Source organism: Streptococcus infantis, from assembly GCF_047460405.1.
GTDB lineage: Bacteria > Bacillota > Bacilli > Lactobacillales > Streptococcaceae > Streptococcus > Streptococcus infantis_Q.
In genome coordinates this window covers 101,542-125,926 of sequence record NZ_JASHGH010000001.1, presented here as the reverse complement: position 1 = coordinate 125,926, position 24,385 = coordinate 101,542, and the positions used below count along the sequence as shown (strand labels likewise).

Here is a 24,385-nt window from a genome sequence, read left to right as displayed (position 1 = left end):
TAAACTATGGTAAGTACACAAGAACAATTTGAACTGGTACAGGCAGTTAAAAAAACCATCAATACTGCTAGTGAAACAGTAAAAAACCAAGCCTTGCTAGCTATGGCCGATCACTTATTGGCAGCTACTGAAGAGATTTTATCAGCTAATGTTCGTGATATGGAAGCAGCAAAGGGTAAAATATCAGATGTTATGCTCGATCGTCTTTATTTGGATGCAAGTCGTATCCAAGCGATGGCAACAGGCATTCGTGATGTGGTTGCTTTACCAGATCCAATCGGTGAAGTCCTAGAAAGAAGTCAGCTTGAAAATGGCTTGGTTATTACCAAGAAACGGGTGGCTATGGGGGTTATTGGCATTATCTATGAAAGCCGTCCCAATGTGACATCTGATGCGGCTGCTTTGGCTCTCAAGAGTGGAAATGCGGTTGTTCTTCGTAGTGGGAAGGATGCCTATCAAACTGCCCATGCTATTGTTAAAGCCTTGAAGAAGGGCTTGGAGACAACGACCATTCATCCTGATGTGATCCAACTGGTGGAAGATACTAGCCGTGAAAGTAGCTATGCTATGATGAAGGCCAAGGGCTATCTAGACCTTCTCATTCCTCGTGGAGGGGCTGGCTTAATCAATGCAGTGGTTGAGAATGCTATTGTACCCGTTATCGAGACAGGGACAGGGATTGTTCATGTTTATGTCGATAAGGACGCAGACGACGATAAGGCTCTATCGATCATAAACAACGCTAAAACTAGTCGTCCTTCAGTCTGCAATGCCATGGAAGTGCTGCTTGTTCATCAAGACAAGGCGGCAAGCTTCCTTTCTCGCTTGGAGCAAGTTCTGGTTGCCGATCGAAAGGAAGCTGGTCTTGAACCGCTTCAATTCCGTTTAGATGAAAAAGCTAGTCAATTTATTTCAGGTATAGCAGCAGAGCCACAAGACTTTGACACCGAGTTTTTAGACTATGTCTTAGCTGTTAAAGTAGTTTCTAGTCTTGAGGAAGCTGTAGAGCATATCGAAGCCCACAGCACCCATCATTCGGATGCGATTGTGACTGAAAATGCTGATGCTATAGCTTACTTTACGGATCAAGTGGACTCGGCAGCGGTTTATGTCAATGCTTCGACTCGTTTCACAGATGGTGGACAATTTGGTCTTGGTTGTGAAATGGGGATTTCTACTCAGAAATTACATGCGCGTGGTCCAATGGGCTTGAAGGAATTGACTAGCTACAAATATGTGGTTACTGGTGATGGACAGATAAGGGAGTAAAGAGATGAAGATTGGATTTATCGGCTTGGGAAATATGGGAGCTAGTTTGGCTAAGGCTGTCTTGCAGGCAAAAATGAGTCATCAGATTCTCCTTGCTAATCGTAGTCAAGCTAAGGTGGATGCTTTTATTGCCAATTATGGTGGTCTGGCTTCTAGCAATGACGAAATCTTTGCAGAAGCAGATGTGATTTTTCTTGGAGTGAAGCCAGCTCAATTCTCTGAACTGCTTACTCAATATCAGACCATCCTTGAAAAACGTGAAAGTCTTCTTTTGATTTCTATGGCAGCTGGATTGACTTTAGAAAAACTAGCTAGTCTTCTTCCAAATCAACACAGAATTATTCGCATCATGCCTAATACACCTGTTGCTATTGGGCAAGGAGTGATTAGCTATGCTTTGTCTGCAAAATGTCATCCAGAAGACAGTGAACTTTTTTGTCAACTTTTAGCCAAGGCTGGCCAGTTAGTTGAATTAAGCGATGGTTTAATAGATGCGGCAACAGGGCTTGCAGGTTGTGGTCCTGCCTTTGTCTATCTTTTCATCGAAGCCTTGGCGGATGCAGGTGTTCAGACAGGATTGCCAAGAGAAATGGCTCTGAAAATGGCGGCTCAAACAGTAGTTGGTGCAGGTCAAATGGTCCTAGAAAGTCAGCAACATCCTGGAGTCTTGAAAGACCAAGTTTGCAGTCCAGGTGGTTCAACCATTGCTGGTGTAGCAAGTCTAGAAGAACATGCTTTTAGAGGAACCGTTATGGATGCTGTCAACCAAGCCTACAAAAAAACTCAAGAATTAGGCAAATAAGAGGTGAGCGTTAAAACTCACACTCTTTTTTTCTTACAAAGAAGGAAATGAAAAAAGCTTTTCACAAATCCCTATTTTTTTGATAGAATAGAAGAGAGAAAAATAGAAATGAGTCAGACATGTCAAAAGGATTTTTAGTCTCTCTTGAGGGACCAGAGGGAGCAGGAAAAACAAGCGTTCTTGAAGCCCTAATCCCTGTATTAGAGGATAGGGGAGTAGAAGTTTTAACAACGCGCGAACCAGGTGGGGTCTTAATTGGAGAAAAAATTCGCGAAGTTATCCTAGATCCTAGTCATACTGAAATGGATCCTAAGACTGAGCTTCTCCTCTATATTGCTAGTCGTCGACAACACTTGGTGGAAAAGGTCTTACCAGCACTTGCAGCTGGAAAACTGGTTATCCTGGATCGCTTTATCGATAGTTCTGTTGTTTATCAGGGCTTTGGGCGTGGTTTAGATATCGATGCCATTGATTGGCTGAATAAGTTTGCGACAGATGGACTAAAACCTGATTTGACTCTTTATTTTGACATTGAGGTCGAAGAGGGGTTGGCACGTATTGCTGCTAACAGTAATCGGGAGGTCAATCGTTTGGACATGGAAGGACTAGACCTACATCGAAAAGTTCGTCAGGGTTATCTATCTCTTTTGGAAAAGGAAGCAGACCGCATTGTAAAAATTGATGCTAGTCTACCACTTGATCAGGTGATTGCGAACACGCAACAGCTACTTTTTGACAGGATGGGATTAAGGAGATGAAACAAGAGCAATTAAGAGCTTGTCAACCTTTACAATTTGAACGTTTTGTTCATATTTTAGAGCAAGGGCAGCTCAATCACGCCTATCTCTTTTCAGGTAATTTTGGAAGTTTAGAGATGGCTCTTTTCTTGTCTAAAAGTCTCTTTTGTAGTGAGAAAAATGGTATTTTTCCTTGTGAAAAATGTCGGAATTGTAAATTGATTGAACAAGAAGAATTTCCTGATGTGACCATGATCAAACCTCAGAATCAAGTGATTAAGACGGAGCGTATTCGGGAATTAGTCAGTCAATTTTCCCAGTCTGGTATTGAAAATCAACGTCAGGTTTTTATTATCGAACAAGCGGAAAAAATGCATGTGAATGCTGCAAATTCACTCTTGAAGGTTATTGAAGAACCACAGAGCGAAATCTACATTTTCTTTTTGACCAATGATGAAGACCAAATGTTGCCAACGATTCGAAGTCGGACACAGATTTTCCAATTTAAGAAGCAAGTCTCAACTCTAATATCTCAGCTTGAAGAGGCTGGTTTAGTAAAAAATAAAGCTAAACTATTGGCCCAATTTAGTCAGTCTCAGACGGAGGCTGATAAACTTGTGCATCAAGCAGGATTTTGGGCACTGGTAGATGAAAGTGAACGCCTTTTTGCTTGGCTTTTAGCCCATAAAAAAGAATCCTATTTGCAGGTTGCAAAATTAACGAGTTTGGCTGATGATAAAGAAAAGCAAGATCAGGTGATCAGGGTTTTAGAAGTATTAGCTGGTCAGGAGATCTTCAACGTTTCAGCTCGGAACATTTTGCAACATCTTATCCAAGCTCGAAAAATGTGGCGTGCCAATGTCAGCTTTCAAAACGCTTTGGAATACCTGGTTTTACAAAAAAATTAAAGTAATGATAGATTAAAGAAAGGGCTGTAATGAATAAAAAAGAATTATTTGATGCTTTAGATGACTTTTCACAGCAATTGTTGGTAACCTTGGCAGACGTCGAAGCCATCAAAAAAAATCTCAAGAGTCTGGTAGAGGAAAATACAGCTCTTCGTTTAGAAAATGATAAACTGAGAGAACGATTGGGAGAAGTTGAGGAGACAACTCCATCCAAAACTAAACATGTGCGGGAAAATGTTCGTCGCATTTATGAGGACGGTTTTCATGTTTGCCGTGATTTTTATGGCCAACGTCGAGAGCAGGATGCAGAATGTATGTTCTGTGATGAACTGTTGTTTAGGGAGTAAGTATGCAGATTCAAAAGAGTTTTAAGGGACAATCTCCCTATGGCAAGCTTTATCTAGTCGCAACGCCGATTGGTAATCTAGAAGATATGACTTTCCGCGCCATTCAGACTTTAAAGGAGGTCGACTGGATCGCGGCTGAAGATACTCGTAATACTGGACTTTTGCTCAAGCATTTTGAAATCTCAACCAAGCAAATCAGTTTTCACGAGCATAATGCCAAGGAAAAAATTCCTGATTTGATTGAGTTGTTGAAGCAAGGTCAAAATCTTGCCCAAGTATCTGATGCAGGGATGCCTAGCATTTCCGACCCAGGTCATGATTTGGTCAAGGCTGCTATTGAAGAAGACATCGCGGTTGTCACAGTTCCAGGAGCTAGTGCTGGGATTTCTGCCTTGATTGCTAGTGGTTTAGCACCCCAACCTCACACTTTTTATGGTTTCTTACCACGAAAATCAGGGCAACAAAAGCAATTTTTCGAAGCGAAAAAAGCTTATCCAGAGACTCAGATTTTCTATGAATCACCCCACCGTGTGGCAGATACGCTGGAAAATATGCTAGAAGTTTACGGTGATCGCTCGGTTGTCTTGGTTCGAGAATTGACTAAGATTTATGAAGAATACCAACGTGGAAGTATTACTGAATTATTAGAAAGTATTTCTCAAACACCTCTTAAAGGCGAATGTCTTCTCATTGTAGAAGGTGCCAGTCAGGATGTAGAGGAAAAGGATGAGAATGACTTGTTCTTAGAAATTCAAGAGCGTATCCAGCAAGGTATTAAGAAAAATCAAGCCATTAAGGAAGTTGCGAAGATTTACCAATGGAACAAAAGCCAGCTTTACGCAGCCTACCACGAATGGGAAGATAATCAATCTAATGACTAAACAGGGAAGTTTGCCTTCTTCCCTTTTTTTGTTATACTAGAAGAAGAAAAAATAGAAAGATTTGTGGGAGTGAAAAAGTCCGGGGGACTTTTTCAGCCTGAGCCAAGAAATTCGAAAGCGAAGTAAGTCCGGGGACTTTTTCAATGTGAATCTTGTCTTCATACTCCCAAAGAGGTATTAGTGTCGTGTCTCAATCTTATATCAATGTTATCGGTGCCGGTTTGGCGGGTTCTGAAGCAGCCTACCAAATCGCAGAGCGTGGTATTCCAGTTAAACTTTATGAAATGCGTGGTGTCAAGTCAACACCACAACACAAAACTGACAATTTTGCAGAGTTGGTCTGCTCTAACTCTTTACGTGGAGATGCTCTTACAAATGCTGTCGGCCTCCTCAAAGAAGAAATGCGTCGCCTAGGTTCTCTTATCTTGGAATCGGCAGAAGCAACACGAGTTCCTGCTGGTGGTGCTCTCGCGGTTGACCGTGATGGTTTCTCTCAAATGGTTACTGAAAAGATTGCCAACCATCCCTTGATTGAAGTGGTACGTGACGAAATCACAGAATTGCCAACGGATGCTATTACAGTTGTAGCGACTGGACCTTTGACTAGTGATACCCTTGCTGAGAAAATTCATGCTCTTAATGGCGGTGACGGTTTTTATTTCTACGATGCTGCAGCGCCTATTGTGGATGTTAATACGATTGATATGAACAAGGTTTATCTCAAATCTCGTTATGATAAGGGAGAAGCAGCCTATCTCAATGCTCCTATGACCAAACAAGAATTTATGGATTTCCATGAAGCCTTGGTTAATGCAGAAGAAGCGCCTCTGAATTCGTTTGAAAAAGAAAAATACTTTGAAGGCTGTATGCCAATCGAGGTCATGGCCAAACGTGGTATTAAAACTATGCTCTATGGTCCTATGAAACCAGTTGGTCTAGAATATCCAGAAGATTACAAGGGACCTCGTGATGGAGACTTTAAAACCCCTTATGCAGTCGTTCAGCTTCGTCAGGATAATGCGGCTGGAAGTCTCTACAATATCGTGGGTTTCCAGACTCACCTCAAATGGGGAGAGCAGAAGCGTGTCTTCCAAATGATTCCAGGTCTTGAAAATGCTGAGTTTGTACGTTATGGTGTCATGCACCGCAATTCTTATATGGATTCACCGAATCTTCTTGAGCAGACTTATCGTTCTAAGAAACAACCAAACCTCTTCTTTGCTGGTCAGATGACGGGTGTGGAAGGCTATGTTGAGTCCGCAGCGTCAGGCTTAGTTGCGGGAATTAACGCGGCTCGTCTCTTCAAGGGAGAAAGCGAGGCTATTTTTCCAGAGACGACAGCGATTGGAAGCTTAGCTCATTACATCACCCATGCTGACAGCAAACACTTCCAGCCAATGAACGTCAATTTCGGCATTATCAAGGAGTTGGAAGGTGAACGCATTCGTGATAAGAAGGCTCGTTATGAAAAAATTGCAGAGCGTGCCTTGGCTGATTTAGAGGAATTTTTAACTATCTAATTTTTTTAAAAGAAATACTCATGATACTATAAAAATCTTAGAAATTGTGATAAAATAGTTTGAATAAAATAAAGGAGCGAAGTCAGGTGGAACCCAAATATAAACGTATTTTGATTAAGTTATCAGGTGAGGCCCTTGCTGGCGAACGTGGTGTCGGAATTGATATCAAAACTGTTCAAGCAATGGCTGAAGAAATTCAGGAAGTTCATAACTTAGGTATTGAGATTGCCCTCGTTATTGGTGGAGGAAATCTCTGGCGTGGAGAACCTGCTGCAGAAGCTGGAATGGATCGTGTACAAGCAGACTATACAGGAATGCTCGGAACCGTTATGAATGCTCTTGTAATGGCAGATTCATTGCAACAAGTTGGTGTGGATACACGTGTTCAAACAGCCATTGCTATGCAACAAGTAGCAGAACCTTACGTTCGTGGTCGTGCCCTTCGTCATCTTGAAAAAGGACGCATTGTTATCTTTGGTGCGGGAATTGGTTCACCATACTTCTCAACAGATACAACAGCGGCTCTTCGTGCAGCTGAGATTGAAGCGGACGCTATCTTGATGGCTAAGAATGGGGTTGATGGTGTCTACAATGCTGATCCTAAAAAAGATAAGACAGCTGTTAAATTTGAAGAATTGACTCACCGTGACGTGATCAATAAAGGTCTTCGTATCATGGACTCAACAGCTTCAACACTTTCAATGGACAATGATATTGACTTGGTAGTTTTCAACATGAACCAACCAGGAAATATTAAACGTGTTGTATTTGGTGAAAATATCGGAACTACAGTTTCAAATAATATCGAAGAAAAGGAATAAGAAATCATTATGGCAAACGCAATCGTAGAAAAAGCAAAAGAGAGAATGACCCAATCTCACCACTCACTTGCTCGTGAGTTTGGAAGTATTCGTGCTGGCCGTGCTAATGCTAGCTTGCTTGACCGCATCCACGTTGAGTACTATGGTGTTGAAACACCACTTAACCAAATTGCTTCTATCACAATCCCAGAAGCGCGTGTTTTGTTGGTAACACCATTTGACAAATCATCTTTGAAAGATATCGAACGTGCTTTGAATGCTTCAGACCTAGGTATCACACCAGCTAACGATGGTTCTGTTATTCGTTTGGTGATCCCAGCTCTAACAGAAGAAACTCGTCGCGACCTCGCTAAAGAAGTGAAAAAAGTCGGTGAGAATGCTAAAGTTGCTATCCGTAATATCCGTCGTGACGCTATGGATGAAGCTAAGAAACAAGAAAAAGCTAAAGAAATCACTGAAGACGAATTGAAGACTCTTGAAAAAGATATTCAAAAAGCAACAGACGATGCTGTAAAACACATCGACGAAATGACTGCCAATAAAGAAAAAGAAATCTTGGAAGTCTAAGAAATAAACAGAAAAACTCAGTTGGCATTGCTGGCTGAGTTTTATTCGAAAGAAGGAAACATGAATACAAATCTTGCAAGTTTTATCGTTGGACTCATCATCGATGAAAATGACCGTTTTTACTTTGTTCAAAAGGATGGTCAAACATATGCTCTAGCTAAAGAAGAAGGTCCCCATACAGTTGGTGATACGGTCAAAGGTTTTGCTTATACAGACATGAAGCAAAAGCTACGTTTGACAACTATAGAGGTCACTGCAACTCAGGACCAATTTGGTTGGGGAACCGTAACAGAGGTTCGTAAGGACCTTGGGGTTTTTGTTGATACAGGATTACCAGACAAGGAAATCGTTGTGTCACTAGATATTCTTCCTGAACTTAAAGAGCTCTGGCCTAAGAAGGGTGATCGACTTTATATTCGTCTAGAAGTGGATAAGAAGGACCGTATCTGGGGAATCTTAGCTTATCAGGAAGATTTCCAACGATTGGCACGTCCTGCCTACAATAACATGCAGAATCAAAATTGGCCTGCAATTGTATACCGTCTCAAATTATCAGGAACCTTTGTCTATTTACCTGAGAACAACATGCTTGGATTTATCCATCCTAGCGAGCGCTACGCAGAGCCACGTTTGGGACAAGTTCTAGATGCGCGTGTCATTGGATTCCGTGAGGTTGACCGAACTCTTAATCTCTCTTTAAAACCACGTTCTTTTGAGATGTTGGAAAACGATGCACAGATGATCTTGACTTACTTGGAAAACAATGGTGGCTTCATGACCCTGAATGACAAGTCAGCGCCAGATGATATCAAGGCTACCTTTGGTATTTCTAAAGGTCAATTTAAAAAAGCGCTCGGTGGTTTGATGAAAGCTGGTAAAATTAAACAAGACCAGTTTGGTACGGAACTAATCTAGGGAGGCTTATGAGAAAATCATTTTATACTTGGCTGATGACCGAACGCAATCCTAAAAGCAATAGTTCAAAAGCAATTTTAGCGGATTTGGCTTTTGAGGAGTCTGGCTTCCCAAAGCATACAGATGATTTCGATCAAGTCAGTCGTTTTTTAGAGGAACATGCTAGCTTTTCCTTTAATATGGGAGAGTTTGATCGAATTTGGCAAGAATATCTAGAACATTAAGGCTACTAGATGGGGTTGGGGATAGTAATTTCTCAGCCTATTTGCTATAATATAGTCATTCAGTTTAATTTTTACTAGCTTCTAATCGACTTTTTAACTACTAAAAGTAAACGAAACATTATATAAAATTAAAAGAGTTAGAGAGGTTCTTTATTTGAAGGAACATTCAATAGATATTCAACTGAGTCATCCAGATGATTTGTTTCATCTTTTTGGTTCTAATGAGCGCCATCTTCGTTTGATGGAGGATGAGTTAGATGTCATCATCCATGCTCGTACAGAGATTGTACAAGTCTTGGGGGAGGAGTCAGCTTGTGAGGAAGCCCGACAAGTTATTCAAGCCCTGATGGTTTTGGTCAATCGTGGAATGACCGTTGGAACTCCGGATGTAGTGACAGCTATTACCATGGTTAAGAATAATGAAATCGATAAGTTTGTCGCCCTCTATGAAGAAGAAATTATCAAGGATAATACAGGCAAGCCTATCCGTGTTAAAACCTTGGGTCAAAAGCTTTATGTGGATAGTGTCAAACAACACGATGTGACCTTTGGTATTGGGCCGGCAGGGACAGGTAAAACCTTCCTAGCAGTGACCTTAGCCGTAACAGCTCTCAAGCGTGGGCAAGTCAAGCGTATCATTTTGACACGTCCTGCGGTAGAAGCAGGGGAGAGCTTAGGATTTCTTCCAGGAGATCTTAAGGAAAAGGTAGATCCTTATTTACGACCAGTTTATGACGCCTTGTACCAGATTCTTGGGAAGGATCAAACAACCCGTCTCATGGAACGTGAAATTATTGAAATTGCTCCTCTAGCCTATATGCGTGGGCGTACCTTGGATGATGCCTTTGTCATTCTCGATGAGGCGCAAAATACGACCATCATGCAGATGAAGATGTTCTTGACACGTCTTGGATTTAATTCTAAGATGATTGTCAATGGGGATATTAGTCAGATTGACTTGCCGCGGAACGTTAAGTCAGGTTTGATTGATGCCCAGGAAAAACTCAAGAACATTCACCAGATCGACTTTGTACACTTCTCAGCCAAGGATGTGGTTCGCCATCCAGTCGTTGCTCAGATTATCAGAGCCTATGAACCTCGACCTGTCAAAGCTGAAGAAAGTGAAGAAGAAAGAGAATAAGGAAAAAGAACCTAGGCAAAAACTAGCTCTCCAATAAAACCACACAGTGATTCCAGTCTTGAATATAATCAAGCTGAAAGAAACACTGTGTGGTTTTTGAATAGTTGATGTTTTAGAGGCTAGATTCTTTGCCAATTTGGTGAGATTCATGCTCATGAAGATGAATGCTATCTCTGTTGCGACAGCTTGTTTACCTCTGACATGCACTCTGCGCACGCCGAAAACTACCAAAAACGGGTTCAACATCAATTTTCCGTTTGGCATAAATTTGAGAGCCTTCTTCACTATGTAATGTTTGCGTAAGGAGTTCCTTAAAGTAATTCCAAGTTGGATTATAATGGATTTGTTTCTGATTTCCACTATCTGTTTTAGCCAACTGTTCTAACTCTGGAGTATCTTGAACTTTATCCGCCTCATAAATCTTGAAATCACGTTGAAAGCCATACTTATCAGTTCGACTAGAGTAGTTCTTAAAGGAATAAACTAGGCCATCGGGCTTTATAAACTGGTCCGTGTCCTCAAGATATTCCCAGTTCATTGGGTTATCTGTGCTCGTTTAGTACTTTTTAGTCAATTTCGATTAGGTTGTTGGCATGTTTACTGGAGCGGAAGTTATTAATCGTTTTATAGCTAACATAGGTATCTTGGCTCAACCATTTCATGGGAATGACTTCTTCGTTCATTTGAACGATTTTACGTCCAAAGAACACTTGACGAGCATAAGCGAACAGGATCATCTTCATGAGCATGGTTGGACGAAAGGCAGGGCGACCAGTGTGAGAGGTCTATTTCAGTAATACTTGACTAGGGATATTATCAACAAATAGGCTAATCATTCTCGCTTCGTGAGTTGATGGAATATCGTAGGAATGATTTACTTCCAAACTTAAATGATTTTAGTGGTTCAACTTGATTGCTACTACTTTTGATGGTGTGAATGTGCTTATAATGTATTCCAGTTAACCACGAAAGCTTTGGATTTTATAAAATTAACACACGTTAATAAAAAAATTAACCTGTGTTAATTTTTTCTTGACTTAAATTTTTTTAATTGATATACTATTTTCAGAGAGCTAACAATTATATATAAATGTACTACTCTATTTCCTAGATAATACTTAGTAAAACTTTTTATAACAAAGGCTAGCAAAGTTAAAGTTTTCTATCTATTGGAAGTTAAATAAATATGTAAGGAATTAAAATGAAAAAAAGTACAGTATTGTCATTAACTGCAGCTGCAGTTATTTTAGCAGCCTATGTCCCTAATGAGGTAGTCTTAGCAGACACATCTAGCTCCGAAGATGCTGTAACTATCTCTGATAAAGAAAAAGTAGCAGTAGATAAGGAGACAGAAAATAAAGAGACAGAAAATAAAGAGAAACATGAAGATATCCATAGTGCTAAGGAAACTTCACCGGATTTTAAAGAGAAGAAAACAACAGTTATTGAGGAAAAAGAAGTTGTTAGTAAAGAATCTGTGATAGATAACAAAACTAGCAATGAAGAAGCAACAATCAAAGAAGATTCCAATCAATCCCAAGAAGATAAAGTGGACTCGTCTGCAAGTAAAGACCCAGAAATTCCAAAAAAAGAGGATAAACTTGTCTATATTGCTGAATTTAAAGATAAAGAATCTGGAGAAAAAGCAATCAAGGAACTAGCCAATCTTAAGGATACAAAAGTTTTATATACTTATGATACAGTTTTTAACGGTAGTGCAATAGAAACAACTCCAGATAATCTGGATAAAATTAAACAAATAGAAGGTATTTCATCGGTTGAAAGGGCACAAAAAGTCCAACCTATGATGAATCATGCTAGAAAGGAAATTGGAGTTGAGGAAGCTATTGATTACCTAAAATCTATCAATGCACCATTTGGTAAAAACTTTGATGGTAGAGGTATGGTCATTTCAAATATCGATACCGGGACAGATTATAGGCATAAGGCCATGAGGATTGATGATGATGCTAAAGGCTCAATGAGATTCAAAAAAGAAGACTTAAAAGGTACTGATAAAAATTTCTGGTTGAGTGATAAAATCCCTCATGCTTTTAATTATTATAATGGTGGTAAAATTACTGTGGAAAAAGCTGATGATGGGAGCGATTATTTTGATCCACATGGGATGCATATTGCAGGGATTCTTGCGGGGAATGATACTGAAAAAGACATCAAGAACTTTAACGGAATAGATGGAATTGCTCCTAATGCACAGATCTTCTCTTATAAAATGTACTCTGACGCAGGATCTGGCTTCGCAGGAGATGAGACAATGTTTCATGCTATTGAAGATTCCATCAAACACAATGTCGATGTTGTTTCGGTATCATCTGGCTTTACAGGAACAGGTCTTGTAGGTGAGAAATATTGGGAGGCTATTAGAGCATTAAGAAAAGCAGGCATTCCAATGGTTGTAGCTACGGGTAACTATGCGACTTCTGCTTCAAGTTCTTCATGGGATTTAGTGGCAAATAATAATCTGAAAATGACAGATACTGGAAATGTAACGCGAACTGCAGCACATGAAGATGCGATAGCGGTCGCTTCTGCTAAAAATCAGACAGTTGAGTTTGATAAAGTCAACATAGGTGGAGAAAATTTTAAATACAGAAATATAGGGGCCTTTTTCGATAAGAATAAAATCACAACAAATGAAGATGGTTCAAAAGCTCCTAGTAAATTGAAATTTGTATATATAGGCAAGGGTCAAGACCAAGATTTGATAGGTTTGGATCTTAAGGGCAAAATTGCAGTAATGGATAGAATTTATACAAAGGATTTAAAAAATGCTTTTAAACGAGCAACGGATAAGGGCGCACGCGCCATTATGGTTGTAAATACTGTAAATTACTACAATAGAGATAATTGGACAGAGCTCCCAGCTATGGGATATGAGGAGGATGAAGGAACTACTAGTCAAGTTTTCTCAATTTCAGGAGATGATGGTGTAAAGTTATGGAACATGATTAACCCTGATAAAAAAACTAAAGTTAAAAGAAATAATAAAGAAGATTTTAAAGATAAATTGGAGCAATACTATCCAATTGATATGGCAAGCTATAATTCTAATAAACCGAATGTAGGTGATGAAAAAGAAATTGACTTTAAGTTTGCACCTGACACCGACAAAGAACTGTATAAAGAAGATATTATAGTCCCAGCAGGATCCACATCTTGGGGACCGAGAACAGATTTACTTTTAAAACCTGATGTTTCAGCACCTGGTAAAAACATTAAATCCACTCTCAATGTCATTAATGGGAAATCAACTTATGGCTATATGTCAGGAACTAGTATGGCCACTCCAATAGTAGCAGCTTCTACTGTTTTGATTAGGCCAAAGTTAAAGGAAATGCTTGAAAGACCTGTATTGAAAAATCTTAAGGGAGATGACAAAATAGATCTTACAAGTCTTACAAAAATAGCCCTACAAAATACTGCACGTCCTATGATGGATGCGACTTCTTGGAAAGAAAAAAGTCAATACTTTGCATCACCTAGACAACAGGGGGCAGGGCTAATTAATGTTGCCAATGCTTTGAGAAATGAAGTCGTAGCGACTTTTAAAAACACGGATTCTAAAGGTTTGGTAAATTCTTATGGTTCTATTTCTCTTAAAGAAATAAAAGGAGATAAAAAATATTTTACAATTAAGCTTCACAATACATCAAACAGACCTTTGACCTTTAAAGTTTCAGCATCAACTGTAACTACAGATGCTCTAACTGACAGATTAAAACTGGATGAAACATATAAAGACGAAAAATCAACAGATGGGAAGCAAATTGTTCCAGAAATTCACCCAGAAAAAGTCAAAGGAGCAAATATTACATTTGAGCATGATACTTTCACTATAAGCCCAAATTCTAGCTTTGATTTAAATGCGGTTATAAATGTTGGAGAGGCTAAAAATAAAAATAAATTTGTAGAATCATTTATTCATTTTGAGTCAGTGGAAGAAATGGAAGCTCTAAACTCCAATGGGAAGAAAACAAATTTCCAACCTTCTTTGTCGATGCCTCTAATGGGATTTGCTGGGAATTGGAACCACGAACCAATCCTTGATAAATGGGCCTGGGAAGAAGGTTCAAAATCAAAAACAATGGAAGGTTATGATGATGATGGCAAACCGAAAATTCCAGGAACCTTAAATAAGGGGATTGGTGGAGAACATGGTATAGATAAATTTAATCCAGCAGGAGTTATACAAAATAGAAAAGATAAAAATACAACATCCCTAGATCAAAATCCAGAATTATTTGCTTTCAATAACGAAGGGATCAACGCACCATCATCAAGTGGTTCTAATATTGCTAAAATTTATCCTTTAGATTCAAATGGAAATCCTCAAGATGCTCAACTTGAGAGAGGATTAACACCTTCTCCACTTGTATTAAGAAGTGCAGAAGAAGGAATGATTTCAATAGTAAATACAAATAAAGAGGGAGAAAATCAAAGAGATTTAAAAGTCATTTCGAGAGAACACTTTATTAAAGGAATTTTAAACTCTAAGAGAAATGATGCAAAGGGAATCAAATCTTCTAAACTAAAGGTTTGGGGTGACTTGAAGTGGGATGGACTCATTTATAACCCTAGAGGTAGGGAAGAAAATGCACCAGAGAGCAAGGATAACCAAGATCCAGCTACTAGGATAAGAGGTCAATTTGAACCGATTGCAGAAGGTCAATATTTCTATAAATTTAAATATAGATTAACCAAGGATTACCCATGGCAGGTTTCCTATATTCCTGTAAAAATTGATAACACAGCTCCTAAGATTGTTTCGGTTGATTTTTCAAATCCTGAAAAAATTAAGCTGATTACAAAGGATACTTATCACAAGGTCAAAGAGCAATACAAGAATGAAACTTTATTTGCGAGAGATCAAAAAGAACATCCTGAAAAATTTGATGAGATTGCCAACGAAGTTTGGTATGCAGGAGCCGCTCTTGTTAATGAAGATGGAGAGGTTGAGAAAAATCTTGAAGTAACTTATGCAGGTGAGGGTCAAGGAAGAAATAGAAAACTAGACAAAGATGGAAATACCATTTATGAAATTAATGGTGCAGGAGATTTAAGAGGAAAAATCATTGAAGTCATTGCATTAGATGGTTCTAGCAATTTCACAAAGATTCATAGAATTAAATTTGCTGATCATGCTGATGAAAAGGGGATGATTTCCTATTATTTAGTAGATCCTGATCAAGATTCATCTAAATACCAAAAACTTGGCGAGATTTCCGAATCTAAATTTAAAAATTTAGAAAATAGAAAAGAGGATAATCTTAAAAAAGATACAACTGAGGTAGAACATCATCATCAAGAAAATGAAGAGTCTATCGAAGAAAAATCTAGCTTGACTATTCATAAAACTATTTCAACAATTAGAGATTTTGAAAGCAAAGACTTAAAGAAACTCATTAAAAAGAAATTTAGAGAAGTTGATGACTTTACAAGTGAAACTGGTAAGAGGACAGAAGAATACGATTATAAATACGATGATAAGGGAAATATCATTGCTTATGACGATGGTAGTGCCTTACAATATGAAACTGAAAAACTTGACGAAATCAAATCAAAAATTTATGGTGTTCTAAACCCGTCTAAAGATGGACACTTTGAAATTCTTGGAAAGATCAGTAATGTTTCTAAAAATGCCAAGGTATATTATGGAAATAATTATAAATCTATAGAAATCAAAACGACCAAGTATGAATCACATTCAAAAACGATGACATTTGATTTATACGCTAATATTAATGATATTGTGGATGGATTAGCTTTTGCAGGAGATATGAGATTCTTTGTTAAAGATGATGGTCAGATAAAAGCTGAAACTAAAATTAGAATGCCTGAAAAAAATAAGGAAACTAAGACAGAATATCCCTATGCATCAAGTTATGGGAATATAATAGAATTAGGAGAAGGTGATCTTTCAAAGAACAAACCAACCAATTTAACGGAAATGGAATCTGGTAAAATCTATTCTGATTCAGAAAAACAACAATATCTATTAAAGGATAATATCATTCTGAGAAAAGGATATGCACTAAAAGTGACTACCTATAATCCTGGAAAAACGGATATGTTAGAAGGAAATGGAGTCTATAGCAAGGAAGATATAGCAAAAATCCAAAAGGCCAATCCTAATCTAAGAGTCCTATCAGAAAAAATAATTTATGCTGATAGTAGAAATGTTGAAGATGGAAGAAGTACTCAATCAGTATTAATGTCGGCTTTGGACGGCTTTAACATTGTAAGGTATCAAGTGTTTACATTTAAAATGAATGATAAAGGGGAAGCAATCGATAAAGATGGAAATCTTGTGACAGATTCTTCTAAACTGGTATTATTTGGTAAGGATGGTAAAGAGTACATAGGAGAGGATAAGTCCAATGTAGAAGCTATAAAAGAAGATGGCTCTACGTTATTTATTGATGCAAAACCAGTAAATCTTTCAATGGACAAGAACTACTTTAATCCATCTAAATCTAATAAAATTTATGTACGAAATCCAGAATTTTATTTAAGAGGTAAGATTTCTGATAAGGGTGGTTTTAACTGGGAGTTGAGAGTTAATGAATCTGTTGTAGATAATTATTTAATCTACGGAGATTTACACATTGATAACACTAGAGATTTTAACATTAAGCTTAATGTTAAAGACGGTGACATCATGGACTGGGGAATGAAAGACTATAAAGCAAACGGATTTCCAGATAAGGTAACAGATATGGATGGAAATGTTTATCTTAAAACTGGCTATAGCGATTTGAATGCGAAAGCGGTTGGAGTACACTATCAATTTTTATATGATAATGTTAAACCAGAAGTAAACATTGATCCTAAGGGAAATACTAGTATCGAATATGCTGACGGAAAATCTGTAGTCTTTAATATCAATGATAAAAGAAATAATGGATTCGATGGTGAGATTCAAGACAAACATATTTATGTAAATGGAAAAGAATACAAATCATTAGATGATATTAAACAACTAACAGATAAGACACTAAACATTAAGATTGTTGTAAAAGATTTTGCAAGAAATACAACCGTAAAAGAATTCATTTTAAACAAAGATACGGGAGAGGTGAGCGAATTAAAACCTCATACAGTAACTGTGACTATTCAAAATGGAAAAGAAATGAGTTCAACGATAGTGTCGGAAGAAGATTTCATTTTACCTGTCTATAAGGGGGAATTAGAAAAAGGATATCAATTTGACGGCTGGGAAATTTCTGGTTTCGAAGGGAAAAAAGATGCTGGCTATGTTATTAATGTATCAAAAGATGCCCTTATAAAACCTGTATTCAAGAAAATAGAGGAGAAAAAGGAGGAGGAAAATAAACCTACTTTTGATGTATCCAAAAAGAAAGATAACCCACAGGCAAATCCTAGTCAATTAAATCAAAGTCATAGAAAAGAGGACTTACATAGGGAAAATCATTCACAAAAACCTGATTCAACTAAGGATGTCACAGCTACAGTTCTTGATAAAAACGTTGAAAACTTTGAAATTAACAAGACAGTTTATCTAAATGAACAAGACAACATAACTAATAAAAATACTACCATCGATAGTAAATCAACTACTAACAATTCTAATAGGTTGCCAAAAACAGGAACAGTTAGCGAAATCTTCACATTATTAGTTGCTGGAATTATGTTTATGGTAGGACTACTTCTTGGATTGAAGAAAAAAAATCAAGATTAAGACAAAAGCTATAGATGAAAAAATGGTTTATGTATTGAGATTAGATAGTGTGATAATGAAACAGTTTTGTGAAAATAGCCATTTATAACTCAATTATTTAGTTTACTTTACTATTGATACCCTTTTTGGATTTATGAATGGACTTAGTTTAGATAACTAATGAATTGATTGAAAGGATTAATATTGACAAATAGTGATCACATTGATTAGAAACTAGAGTCTATCAAAATTTAAATTATAAACCATGACATGAGAAAACGAGCATCTCCAAGAACGGAAATGCTCGTTTTTGAGATTTAGAAGCTAGTTTTTACGTAGCATTCTATTTTTGTAGTTTAAATTTATAAATCATTTTAAACAAGTTCACTGATTGAAGTGAAGTCACGATCCAAGCCTTCTGCAACTGGTTGGCTGGTGAGGTATCCTTGATAGGTTGTTACACCTTCAAGCAAGCCTGCGTCTTCAAGGATAGCTTTCTTAAATCCTTTACCTGCCAAGGCTTCGATATAAGGAAGAGTCACATTTGTAAGGGCAATCGTAGATGTGCGAGCAACTGCTCCAGGAATGTTAGCAACCGCATAATGAAGAACACCGTGTTTTTCATAGACTGGTTCATCGTGAGTTGTCACTCGGTCAGCTGTCGCTATAACACCACCTTGGTCAACAGCAACGTCAACAATGACAGAACCAGGACGCATTTGTTGAACCATGTCATCTGTTACCAATTTTGGTGCTTTGGCACCAGGAATCAAGACAGCACCGATCACAACGTCTGCTTCACGTACACTTGCTTCGATATTAAATGGATTAGACATGAGGGTTTGGATTTGGTGGCCAAAGACGTCTTCAAGGACTGAGAGGCGTTTAGCGCTGATATCAAGAATGGTTACTTGAGCTCCCAAACCAAGAGCGATACGAGCTGCGTGAGTACCAACGACACCACCACCAATGATGGTTACTTTTCCTTTAGGAACACCAGGAACACCACCGAGTAGAACTCCTGAACCACCAGCTTGTTTAGTCAAAAAGTGGGCTCCAATTTGGACAGCCATACGACCTGCAACCTCACTCATTGGAACGAGAAGTGGAAGTTGTCCTTGAGTATCACGGACAGTCTCATAAGCAACACCAGTTGTTTTAGCTGCAAGCATAGCATCAGCCAATTCTGGAGCAGCTGCCATGTGCAAGTAGGTGAAGAGAAGTAAATCCTCACGCAAGAACTGGTACTCACTAGCTAGCGGTTCCTTGACTTTAACAACCAATTCTGCAGCCCAGGCTTCAGCAGCAGTTGCGACAATTTCAGCTCCTTGTTTTTCATAGTCAGCATCAGTAAAACCAGATCCAAGTCCAGCATTTGTTTCGATGAGGACACGGTGGCCACGACCAACGAGACTTTGTACACCAGCAGGTGTCAAAGCAACACGATTTTCATTATTTTTAATTTCCTTTGGAATTCCAATTAGCATAGGATAACTCACTTTCTATTACGCTGTTTCAATTTTTGTATCACATCATTCTTTAGAGTTTTTGTGATGACTTTATTGTATATGAAACCGCTTTAAATTGCAAGAAAAACTTGTAAACCTATTTCTTTTATGTTATTCTTTTAGCAATATATTTTGAGAGGTGCAATCATGGAATCACTATTTATCAAACTAGCTAAACATCCAATTATTGAAACAGAACGATTAGTTCTTAGACCAGTAACAGTTGACGATGCAGAAGCCATGTTTGAGTATGCTTCAAACAAAGAAAATACACGCTACACTTTTCCAACCAATCAAAGTGTAGAGGAAACCAAGAACAATATTGCTCAGTTTTATCTAGCCAACCCCTTGGGCCGATGGGGAATTGAACTAAAAAGCACTGGTCAGTTTATCGGAACTATTGACTTGCACAAGATGGATCCTGTTCTTAAGAAGGCAGCTATTGGCTACATTATCAATCAAAAATATTGGAATCAAGGATTGACGACAGAAGCCAATCGTGCCGTGATTGAGCTGGCTTTTGAAAAAATTGGAATGAATAAGTTAGACGCTTTTCATGATAAGGATAATCCCGCATCAGGAAAGGTTATGGAGAAATCAGGCATGCGCTTTTCTCACGAAGAACCATATGCTAGATTGGACAAAAAAGAACCGGGTCGAATCGTTACAAGAGTTCATTATGTCTTGACCAAGGAAGACTATTTTACAAATAAATAAGCAGTTGAAAAGATTTTTCAGCTGTTTTTTCTTTCTCTTACGAATAAGCTAAGAGAGGAGAAAATATGGAAGAACTTATTGAGAAAATTAAAGAATACAAAATTATTGTTATCTGTGCAGGTTTGGGCTTGGTATTGGGTGGATGTTTCCTGCTGAAGCCATCAACGCAAACACCTGCCAAGGAAAGCAATTTGCAGACTGAAGTTACAACTGCTACAAAGGATTCGACGGATGAAAAGGATGATAAAAATCAGAAGGAAGAAGTGGTGGAGCAAGACCTAATTACTGTCGATGTCAAAGGGGCTGTCAAAACACCAGGGATTTATGATTTGCCAGTTGGAAGTCGTATCAATGATGCTGTCCAGAAAGCTGGTGGCTTGACAGATAATGCAGACAGTAAGTCTATCAATCTTGCCCAGAGAATTAGTGACGAAGCACTTGTCTATGTTCCGACTAAGGAAGAAGCTACTAGTCAAGAGGCACAGTCAAATGCTTCCAACACCAAAGAAAATAAGAAAGTCAATCTTAATAAAGCCAGTTTAGAGGAACTGAAACAAGTCAAAGGTTTAGGTGCTAAACGTGCTCAAGATATTATCGACCATCGTGATTCCAACGGTAAGTTTAAGTCAGTAGATGAGCTCAAAAAGGTTTCTGGTATTGGTGCAAAAACGATAGAAAAGTTAAAAGAGTATGTTACAGTGGATTAGTCGCTTTCCAATTCCAAAAATCTATCTCAGTTTTCTTTTGCTATGGCTCTACTATGCAATCTTTTCAGCAAGCTTTCTAGCACTTTTGGGCTTTGTCTTTTTACTAGTCTGCCTCTTTTTCCAATTTCCATGGAAAACTGTGACTAAGGTCCTCTTGATTTGCAGCATATTTGGGAGTTGGTTTTTATTTCAAAAATGGCAGCAAGAAGAAGCCAGTCGGAATCTTGTAGACACGGTTGATACAGTGAGAATATTATCGGATACCATCAAAGTAAATGGTGATAGCTTATCTTTTCGTGGCAAGGCTGAGGGCAGACTCTTTCAGGTCTATTATAAACTCCAGTCAGAAGTTGAAAAGGAAAAATTTCAAGATTTATCTGAACTACATGAAATGGTTGTGAAAGGCAAGCTAGCTAGTCCTCAAGGAGCCAGTAATTTTGCGGGTTTTGATTATCGAAACTATCTCAAAACACAAGGAATTTATCAGACTATGACCATATCCGAAATTGTGGAATTAAAGCAAATTTCCAGTTGGGATATTGGAGAAAATCTATCAAGTTTGCGGAGAAAAGCAGTTGTCTGGATAAAAAGGAATTTTCCCGATCCCATGCGCAATTATATGACAGGTCTTTTATTGGGACATTTAGATACAGATTTTGAGGAAATGAATGAACTTTATTCCAGCCTAGGGATTATTCACCTTTTTGCTTTGTCTGGAATGCAGGTCGGATTTTTCATGAATGCTTTTAAAAAGTCACTCTTGCGATTGGGCTTGACGCAAGAGAAGTTCAAATGGCTAGCTTATCCCTTTTCTTTGTTTTATGCAGGCTTGACAGGATTTTCAGCTTCAGTTATTCGTAGTCTTCTACAAAAGCTATTGGCTCAGCATGGTTTTAAGTCACTGGATAATTTTGCTTTGACGATTACTATTCTATTTCTTATCATGCCGAACTTTTTCTTAACTGCTGGGGGAGTTCTTTCCTGTGCTTATGCCTTTATCCTGACAATGACTGGTGAGGAAGTAGCAGGGATAAAAGGTCTGGTTAGAGAGAGTTGCATTATTTCCTTGGGAATTCTGCCAATTTTATCTTTTTACTTTTCTGAATTTCAACCGTGGTCCATTCTTTTGACCTTTGCTTTTTCATTATTATTTGATATGGTTCTGTTACCACTCTTATCGATTCTCTTCTGTCTGTCATTTATATATCCCATCACCCAGTTCAACTTTCTCTTTGAATGGTTAGAAAACATCATACGCTATATTTCTCAGCTATCTACGAGGCCTCTTGTTTTTGGTCAGCCGAGTCTTTGGATTTTAATCCTTCTTTTGATTACTTTAGCTCTCATCTACGACTATCGAAAGAATGTGAAAAAAATATCTATACTTGTTATAGTTGCCATCTCGTTCTTTTTAGTAACCAAACATCCACTAGAAAATGAAATCACGGTCCTTGATATGGAACAGGGACGAAGCATTTTCCTAAGAGACATGACAGGAAAGACCATACTACTGGATGTTGGTGAAAAGCTAGCAGTTGAAAAGAAAGAAGCCTGGCAGGAGAAAGTCACCACGAGCAATGCCAAACGTAGCTTAATCCCTTATCTAAAAAGTAGAGGAGTCGCAAAGATTGATCAGCTGGTTCTAACGACTAGTGATACTAAGCAGTTAGATCATGTGTTAGAAATCAGTAAAGTATTTGAGCTTGGAGAGATTCTAGTAACTGAAGAAAATCTATCTAAAAGAGAATTTATGGATAAGCTGAAGGTAAGCAAAGTCAAGGTAGGTGCTATCAAAACAGGACAGCAGTTACCTATTTTTGGAAGTGGTTTGGAAGTAATCGCAACTCAAAATAAGAATAAAAATGACTCAATAGCAATGTATGGTAAACTACTAAACCAAACCTTTCTAGTTACTGGAAATATAGAGGAGAAGTTTTTAACTAGCTATTATCCAAGACTACAAGCAGATGTAGTAATAACTCATCAGCAAGTATCAAATAAAAAAACAGATATCGAAATCTTCAAAACTGTACACCCTAAAATCACTGTTATTTCAATAGACAAGAAAAAATCATTTAAAGTTAAAAATGGGGAGAATAACCAAGAAGATAAAGAACTTGAGAATTTGGTATTAAAAACTGACAAAAAGGGCGCCATTCGTTTCAAGGGATGGACTACTTGGAATGTTGAAACTGTTCAATAACGTTTTCAGAGAAAACTAAAAATTAAAATTGTCTAAACAATCAATCAAGGCTTGATTTTGCGTCCTGTTTACTATAAAATAGTTAAGATTGGTGTCAAACTTTTATATTGCAAATAGGAGAAAAAATGACAAAAACTTTGAAACGTCCTGAGGTTCTATCACCTGCAGGAACACTAGAAAAACTTAAAGTAGCTGTTCAATACGGAGCAGATGCTGTCTTTATCGGTGGTCAGGCCTATGGTCTTCGTAGCCGCGCGGGTAACTTCACTTTCGAACAGATGGAAGAAGGAGTTCAGTTCGCTGCTAAGTACGGTGCTAAGGTTTATGTAGCTGCTAATATGGTCATGCACGAAGGAAACGAAGAAGGGGCCGGCGAATGGTTCCGTAAATTACGTGATATTGGGATTGCAGCGGTTATCGTGTCTGATCCAGCCCTGATCATGATTGCTGCAACAGAAGCACCAGGACTTGAAATCCACCTTTCAACCCAGGCTAGTGCGACCAATTATGAAACTCTTGAATTCTGGAAGGAACTTGGATTGACTCGCGTTGTTTTGGCGCGTGAGGTTTCTATGGAAGAATTGGCAGAAATTCGCAAACGTACAGACGTAGAGATTGAAGCCTTCGTCCATGGAGCTATGTGTATTTCCTACTCTGGTCGTTGTACCCTCTCTAACCATATGAGTATGCGTGACGCCAACCGTGGTGGATGTTCACAATCTTGCCGTTGGAAATATGACCTTTACGATATGCCATTTGGTAAGGAGCGTAAGAGTCTCAAGGGAGAAATTCCGGAAGAATTCTCCATGTCAGCTGTTGATATGTCGATGATTGACCATATTCCAGATATGATTGAAAATGGTGTGGACAGTCTTAAAATTGAAGGTCGTATGAAGTCTATTCACTATGTTTCAACAGTTACAAACTGCTACAAGGCTGCCGTTGATGCCTATCTTGAGAGTCCTGAAAAGTTTGAAGCTATTAAGCAAGACTTGATTGATGAAATGTGGAAGGTGGCTCAACGTGAATTGGCTACAGGTTTCTACTATGGGACACCATCTGAAAATGAACAACTGTTCGGTGCTCGTCGTAAGATTCCAGAATACAAGTTTGTTGCTGAAGTAGTAGCTTATGATGATGCGACGCAAACAGCAACTATTCGCCAACGTAACGTTATCAATGAAGGTGACCAAGTTGAGTTTTATGGCCCAGGTTTCCGCCATTTTGAAACTTATATCGAAGACCTTCATGATGCTAAAGGTAATAAAATTGACCGTGCACCAAATCCAATGGAACTTTTAACCATCAAGGTTCCTCAACCAGTAGAAGCTGGTGATATGGTCCGTGCTTTGAAAGAAGGTCTGATTAACCTCTATAAAGAAGATGGAACAAGCGTTACTGTTCGTGCCTAGATAAGGA

At 38.3% G+C, this 24,385-nt stretch carries 18 protein-coding genes and 1 pseudogene; 17 read left to right on the top strand and 2 right to left on the bottom strand.

Annotated features, from left to right (window positions below; translation table 11 throughout):
* Positions 1–6: 6 nt before the first annotated feature.
* The 12 genes from QM928_RS00565 (at position 7) to QM928_RS00510 (ending at position 10,132) form a co-directional block, all read left to right on the top strand.
* Complete coding sequence (locus QM928_RS00565; RefSeq protein ID WP_414294216.1) at positions 7–1,269, top strand: glutamate-5-semialdehyde dehydrogenase; 1,263 nt, start codon at positions 7–9, stop codon at positions 1,267–1,269.
* A gap of 4 nt (positions 1,270–1,273) precedes the next feature.
* The gene (gene proC, locus QM928_RS00560; protein WP_414294215.1) at positions 1,274–2,071 is read left to right on the top strand and encodes a pyrroline-5-carboxylate reductase; all 798 of its coding nucleotides are present in this window, start codon (positions 1,274–1,276) and stop codon (positions 2,069–2,071) included.
* A gap of 119 nt (positions 2,072–2,190) precedes the next feature.
* On the top strand, positions 2,191–2,829 hold the full coding sequence (tmk, locus tag QM928_RS00555) for a dTMP kinase (RefSeq protein WP_414294214.1): 639 nt from the start codon (positions 2,191–2,193) through the stop codon (positions 2,827–2,829).
* Positions 2,826–3,716, top strand: a complete 891-nt coding sequence (locus QM928_RS00550; RefSeq protein ID WP_414294213.1) for a DNA polymerase III subunit delta' — start codon at positions 2,826–2,828, stop codon at positions 3,714–3,716. The genes tmk and QM928_RS00550 overlap by 4 nt, the downstream gene beginning before the upstream one ends.
* Before the next feature lie 29 nt (positions 3,717–3,745).
* On the top strand, positions 3,746–4,063 hold the full coding sequence (yabA, locus tag QM928_RS00545; protein WP_070461008.1) for a DNA replication initiation control protein YabA: 318 nt from the start codon (positions 3,746–3,748) through the stop codon (positions 4,061–4,063).
* A 2-nt stretch (positions 4,064–4,065) separates the two neighbouring features.
* The gene (gene rsmI, locus QM928_RS00540) at positions 4,066–4,944 is read left to right on the top strand and encodes a 16S rRNA (cytidine(1402)-2'-O)-methyltransferase (RefSeq protein ID WP_414294212.1); all 879 of its coding nucleotides are present in this window, start codon (positions 4,066–4,068) and stop codon (positions 4,942–4,944) included.
* Between the two features lie 185 nt (positions 4,945–5,129).
* Positions 5,130–6,464: a methylenetetrahydrofolate--tRNA-(uracil(54)-C(5))-methyltransferase (FADH(2)-oxidizing) TrmFO gene (gene trmFO, locus QM928_RS00535; RefSeq protein ID WP_075230502.1), complete on the top strand. Its 1,335-nt coding sequence runs from the start codon at positions 5,130–5,132 to the stop codon at positions 6,462–6,464.
* Positions 6,465–6,550: 86 nt separating this feature from the next.
* Positions 6,551–7,285, top strand: a complete 735-nt coding sequence (pyrH, locus tag QM928_RS00530) for a UMP kinase (protein WP_075229078.1) — start codon at positions 6,551–6,553, stop codon at positions 7,283–7,285.
* A gap of 9 nt (positions 7,286–7,294) precedes the next feature.
* Positions 7,295–7,852 carry a ribosome recycling factor gene (gene frr / locus QM928_RS00525; protein WP_001262232.1) on the top strand — a complete coding sequence of 186 codons (558 nt, stop codon included), beginning with the start codon at positions 7,295–7,297 and terminating at the stop codon, positions 7,850–7,852.
* A 60-nt stretch (positions 7,853–7,912) separates the two neighbouring features.
* Entirely contained in the window at positions 7,913–8,767 is an 855-nt protein-coding gene (cvfB, locus tag QM928_RS00520; protein ID WP_414294211.1) for an RNA-binding virulence regulatory protein CvfB, read from the top strand.
* Positions 8,768–8,775: 8 nt separating this feature from the next.
* Complete coding sequence (locus tag QM928_RS00515) at positions 8,776–8,991, top strand: YozE family protein (RefSeq protein ID WP_414294210.1); 216 nt, start codon at positions 8,776–8,778, stop codon at positions 8,989–8,991.
* 154 nt (positions 8,992–9,145) lie between these two features.
* Positions 9,146–10,132 carry a PhoH family protein gene (locus tag QM928_RS00510; protein ID WP_075228694.1) on the top strand — a complete coding sequence of 329 codons (987 nt, stop codon included), beginning with the start codon at positions 9,146–9,148 and terminating at the stop codon, positions 10,130–10,132.
* On the opposite strand, the pseudogene QM928_RS00505 reads toward QM928_RS00510, so the two are convergent.
* Positions 10,031–11,016: pseudogene (locus QM928_RS00505) on the bottom strand (transposase). The gene QM928_RS00510 and the pseudogene QM928_RS00505 overlap by 102 nt on opposite strands.
* A 317-nt stretch (positions 11,017–11,333) precedes the next feature.
* On the opposite strand from QM928_RS00505, the gene QM928_RS00500 reads away from it, so the two are divergent.
* Entirely contained in the window at positions 11,334–17,852 is a 6,519-nt protein-coding gene (locus tag QM928_RS00500) for a S8 family peptidase (RefSeq protein ID WP_414294209.1), read from the top strand.
* 353 nt (positions 17,853–18,205) lie between these two features.
* On the opposite strand, the gene ald is transcribed toward QM928_RS00500, so the two are convergent.
* Positions 18,206–19,318 (bottom strand): alanine dehydrogenase, encoded by a 1,113-nt coding sequence (ald, locus tag QM928_RS00495; RefSeq protein ID WP_414294208.1) that lies wholly within the window; start codon positions 19,316–19,318, stop codon positions 18,206–18,208.
* 168 nt (positions 19,319–19,486) lie between these two features.
* Here ald and QM928_RS00490 point away from each other — a divergent pair, with 168 nt between their 5' ends.
* The 4 genes from QM928_RS00490 (at position 19,487) to QM928_RS00475 (ending at position 24,378) form a co-directional block, all read left to right on the top strand.
* A complete protein-coding gene (locus QM928_RS00490) occupies positions 19,487–20,056 on the top strand; it encodes a GNAT family N-acetyltransferase (RefSeq protein ID WP_414294207.1) in 570 nt (189 codons plus the stop codon).
* A gap of 65 nt (positions 20,057–20,121) precedes the next feature.
* Positions 20,122–20,763, top strand: coding sequence for a helix-hairpin-helix domain-containing protein (locus tag QM928_RS00485; protein WP_414294206.1), 642 nt, complete (start codon positions 20,122–20,124; stop codon positions 20,761–20,763).
* The gene (locus tag QM928_RS00480) at positions 20,747–22,966 is read left to right on the top strand and encodes a ComEC/Rec2 family competence protein (protein ID WP_414294205.1); all 2,220 of its coding nucleotides are present in this window, start codon (positions 20,747–20,749) and stop codon (positions 22,964–22,966) included. The genes QM928_RS00485 and QM928_RS00480 overlap by 17 nt, the downstream gene beginning before the upstream one ends.
* Before the next feature lie 125 nt (positions 22,967–23,091).
* The gene (locus QM928_RS00475) at positions 23,092–24,378 is read left to right on the top strand and encodes a peptidase U32 family protein (protein ID WP_075228700.1); all 1,287 of its coding nucleotides are present in this window, start codon (positions 23,092–23,094) and stop codon (positions 24,376–24,378) included.
* Positions 24,379–24,385: the final 7 nt, after the last annotated feature.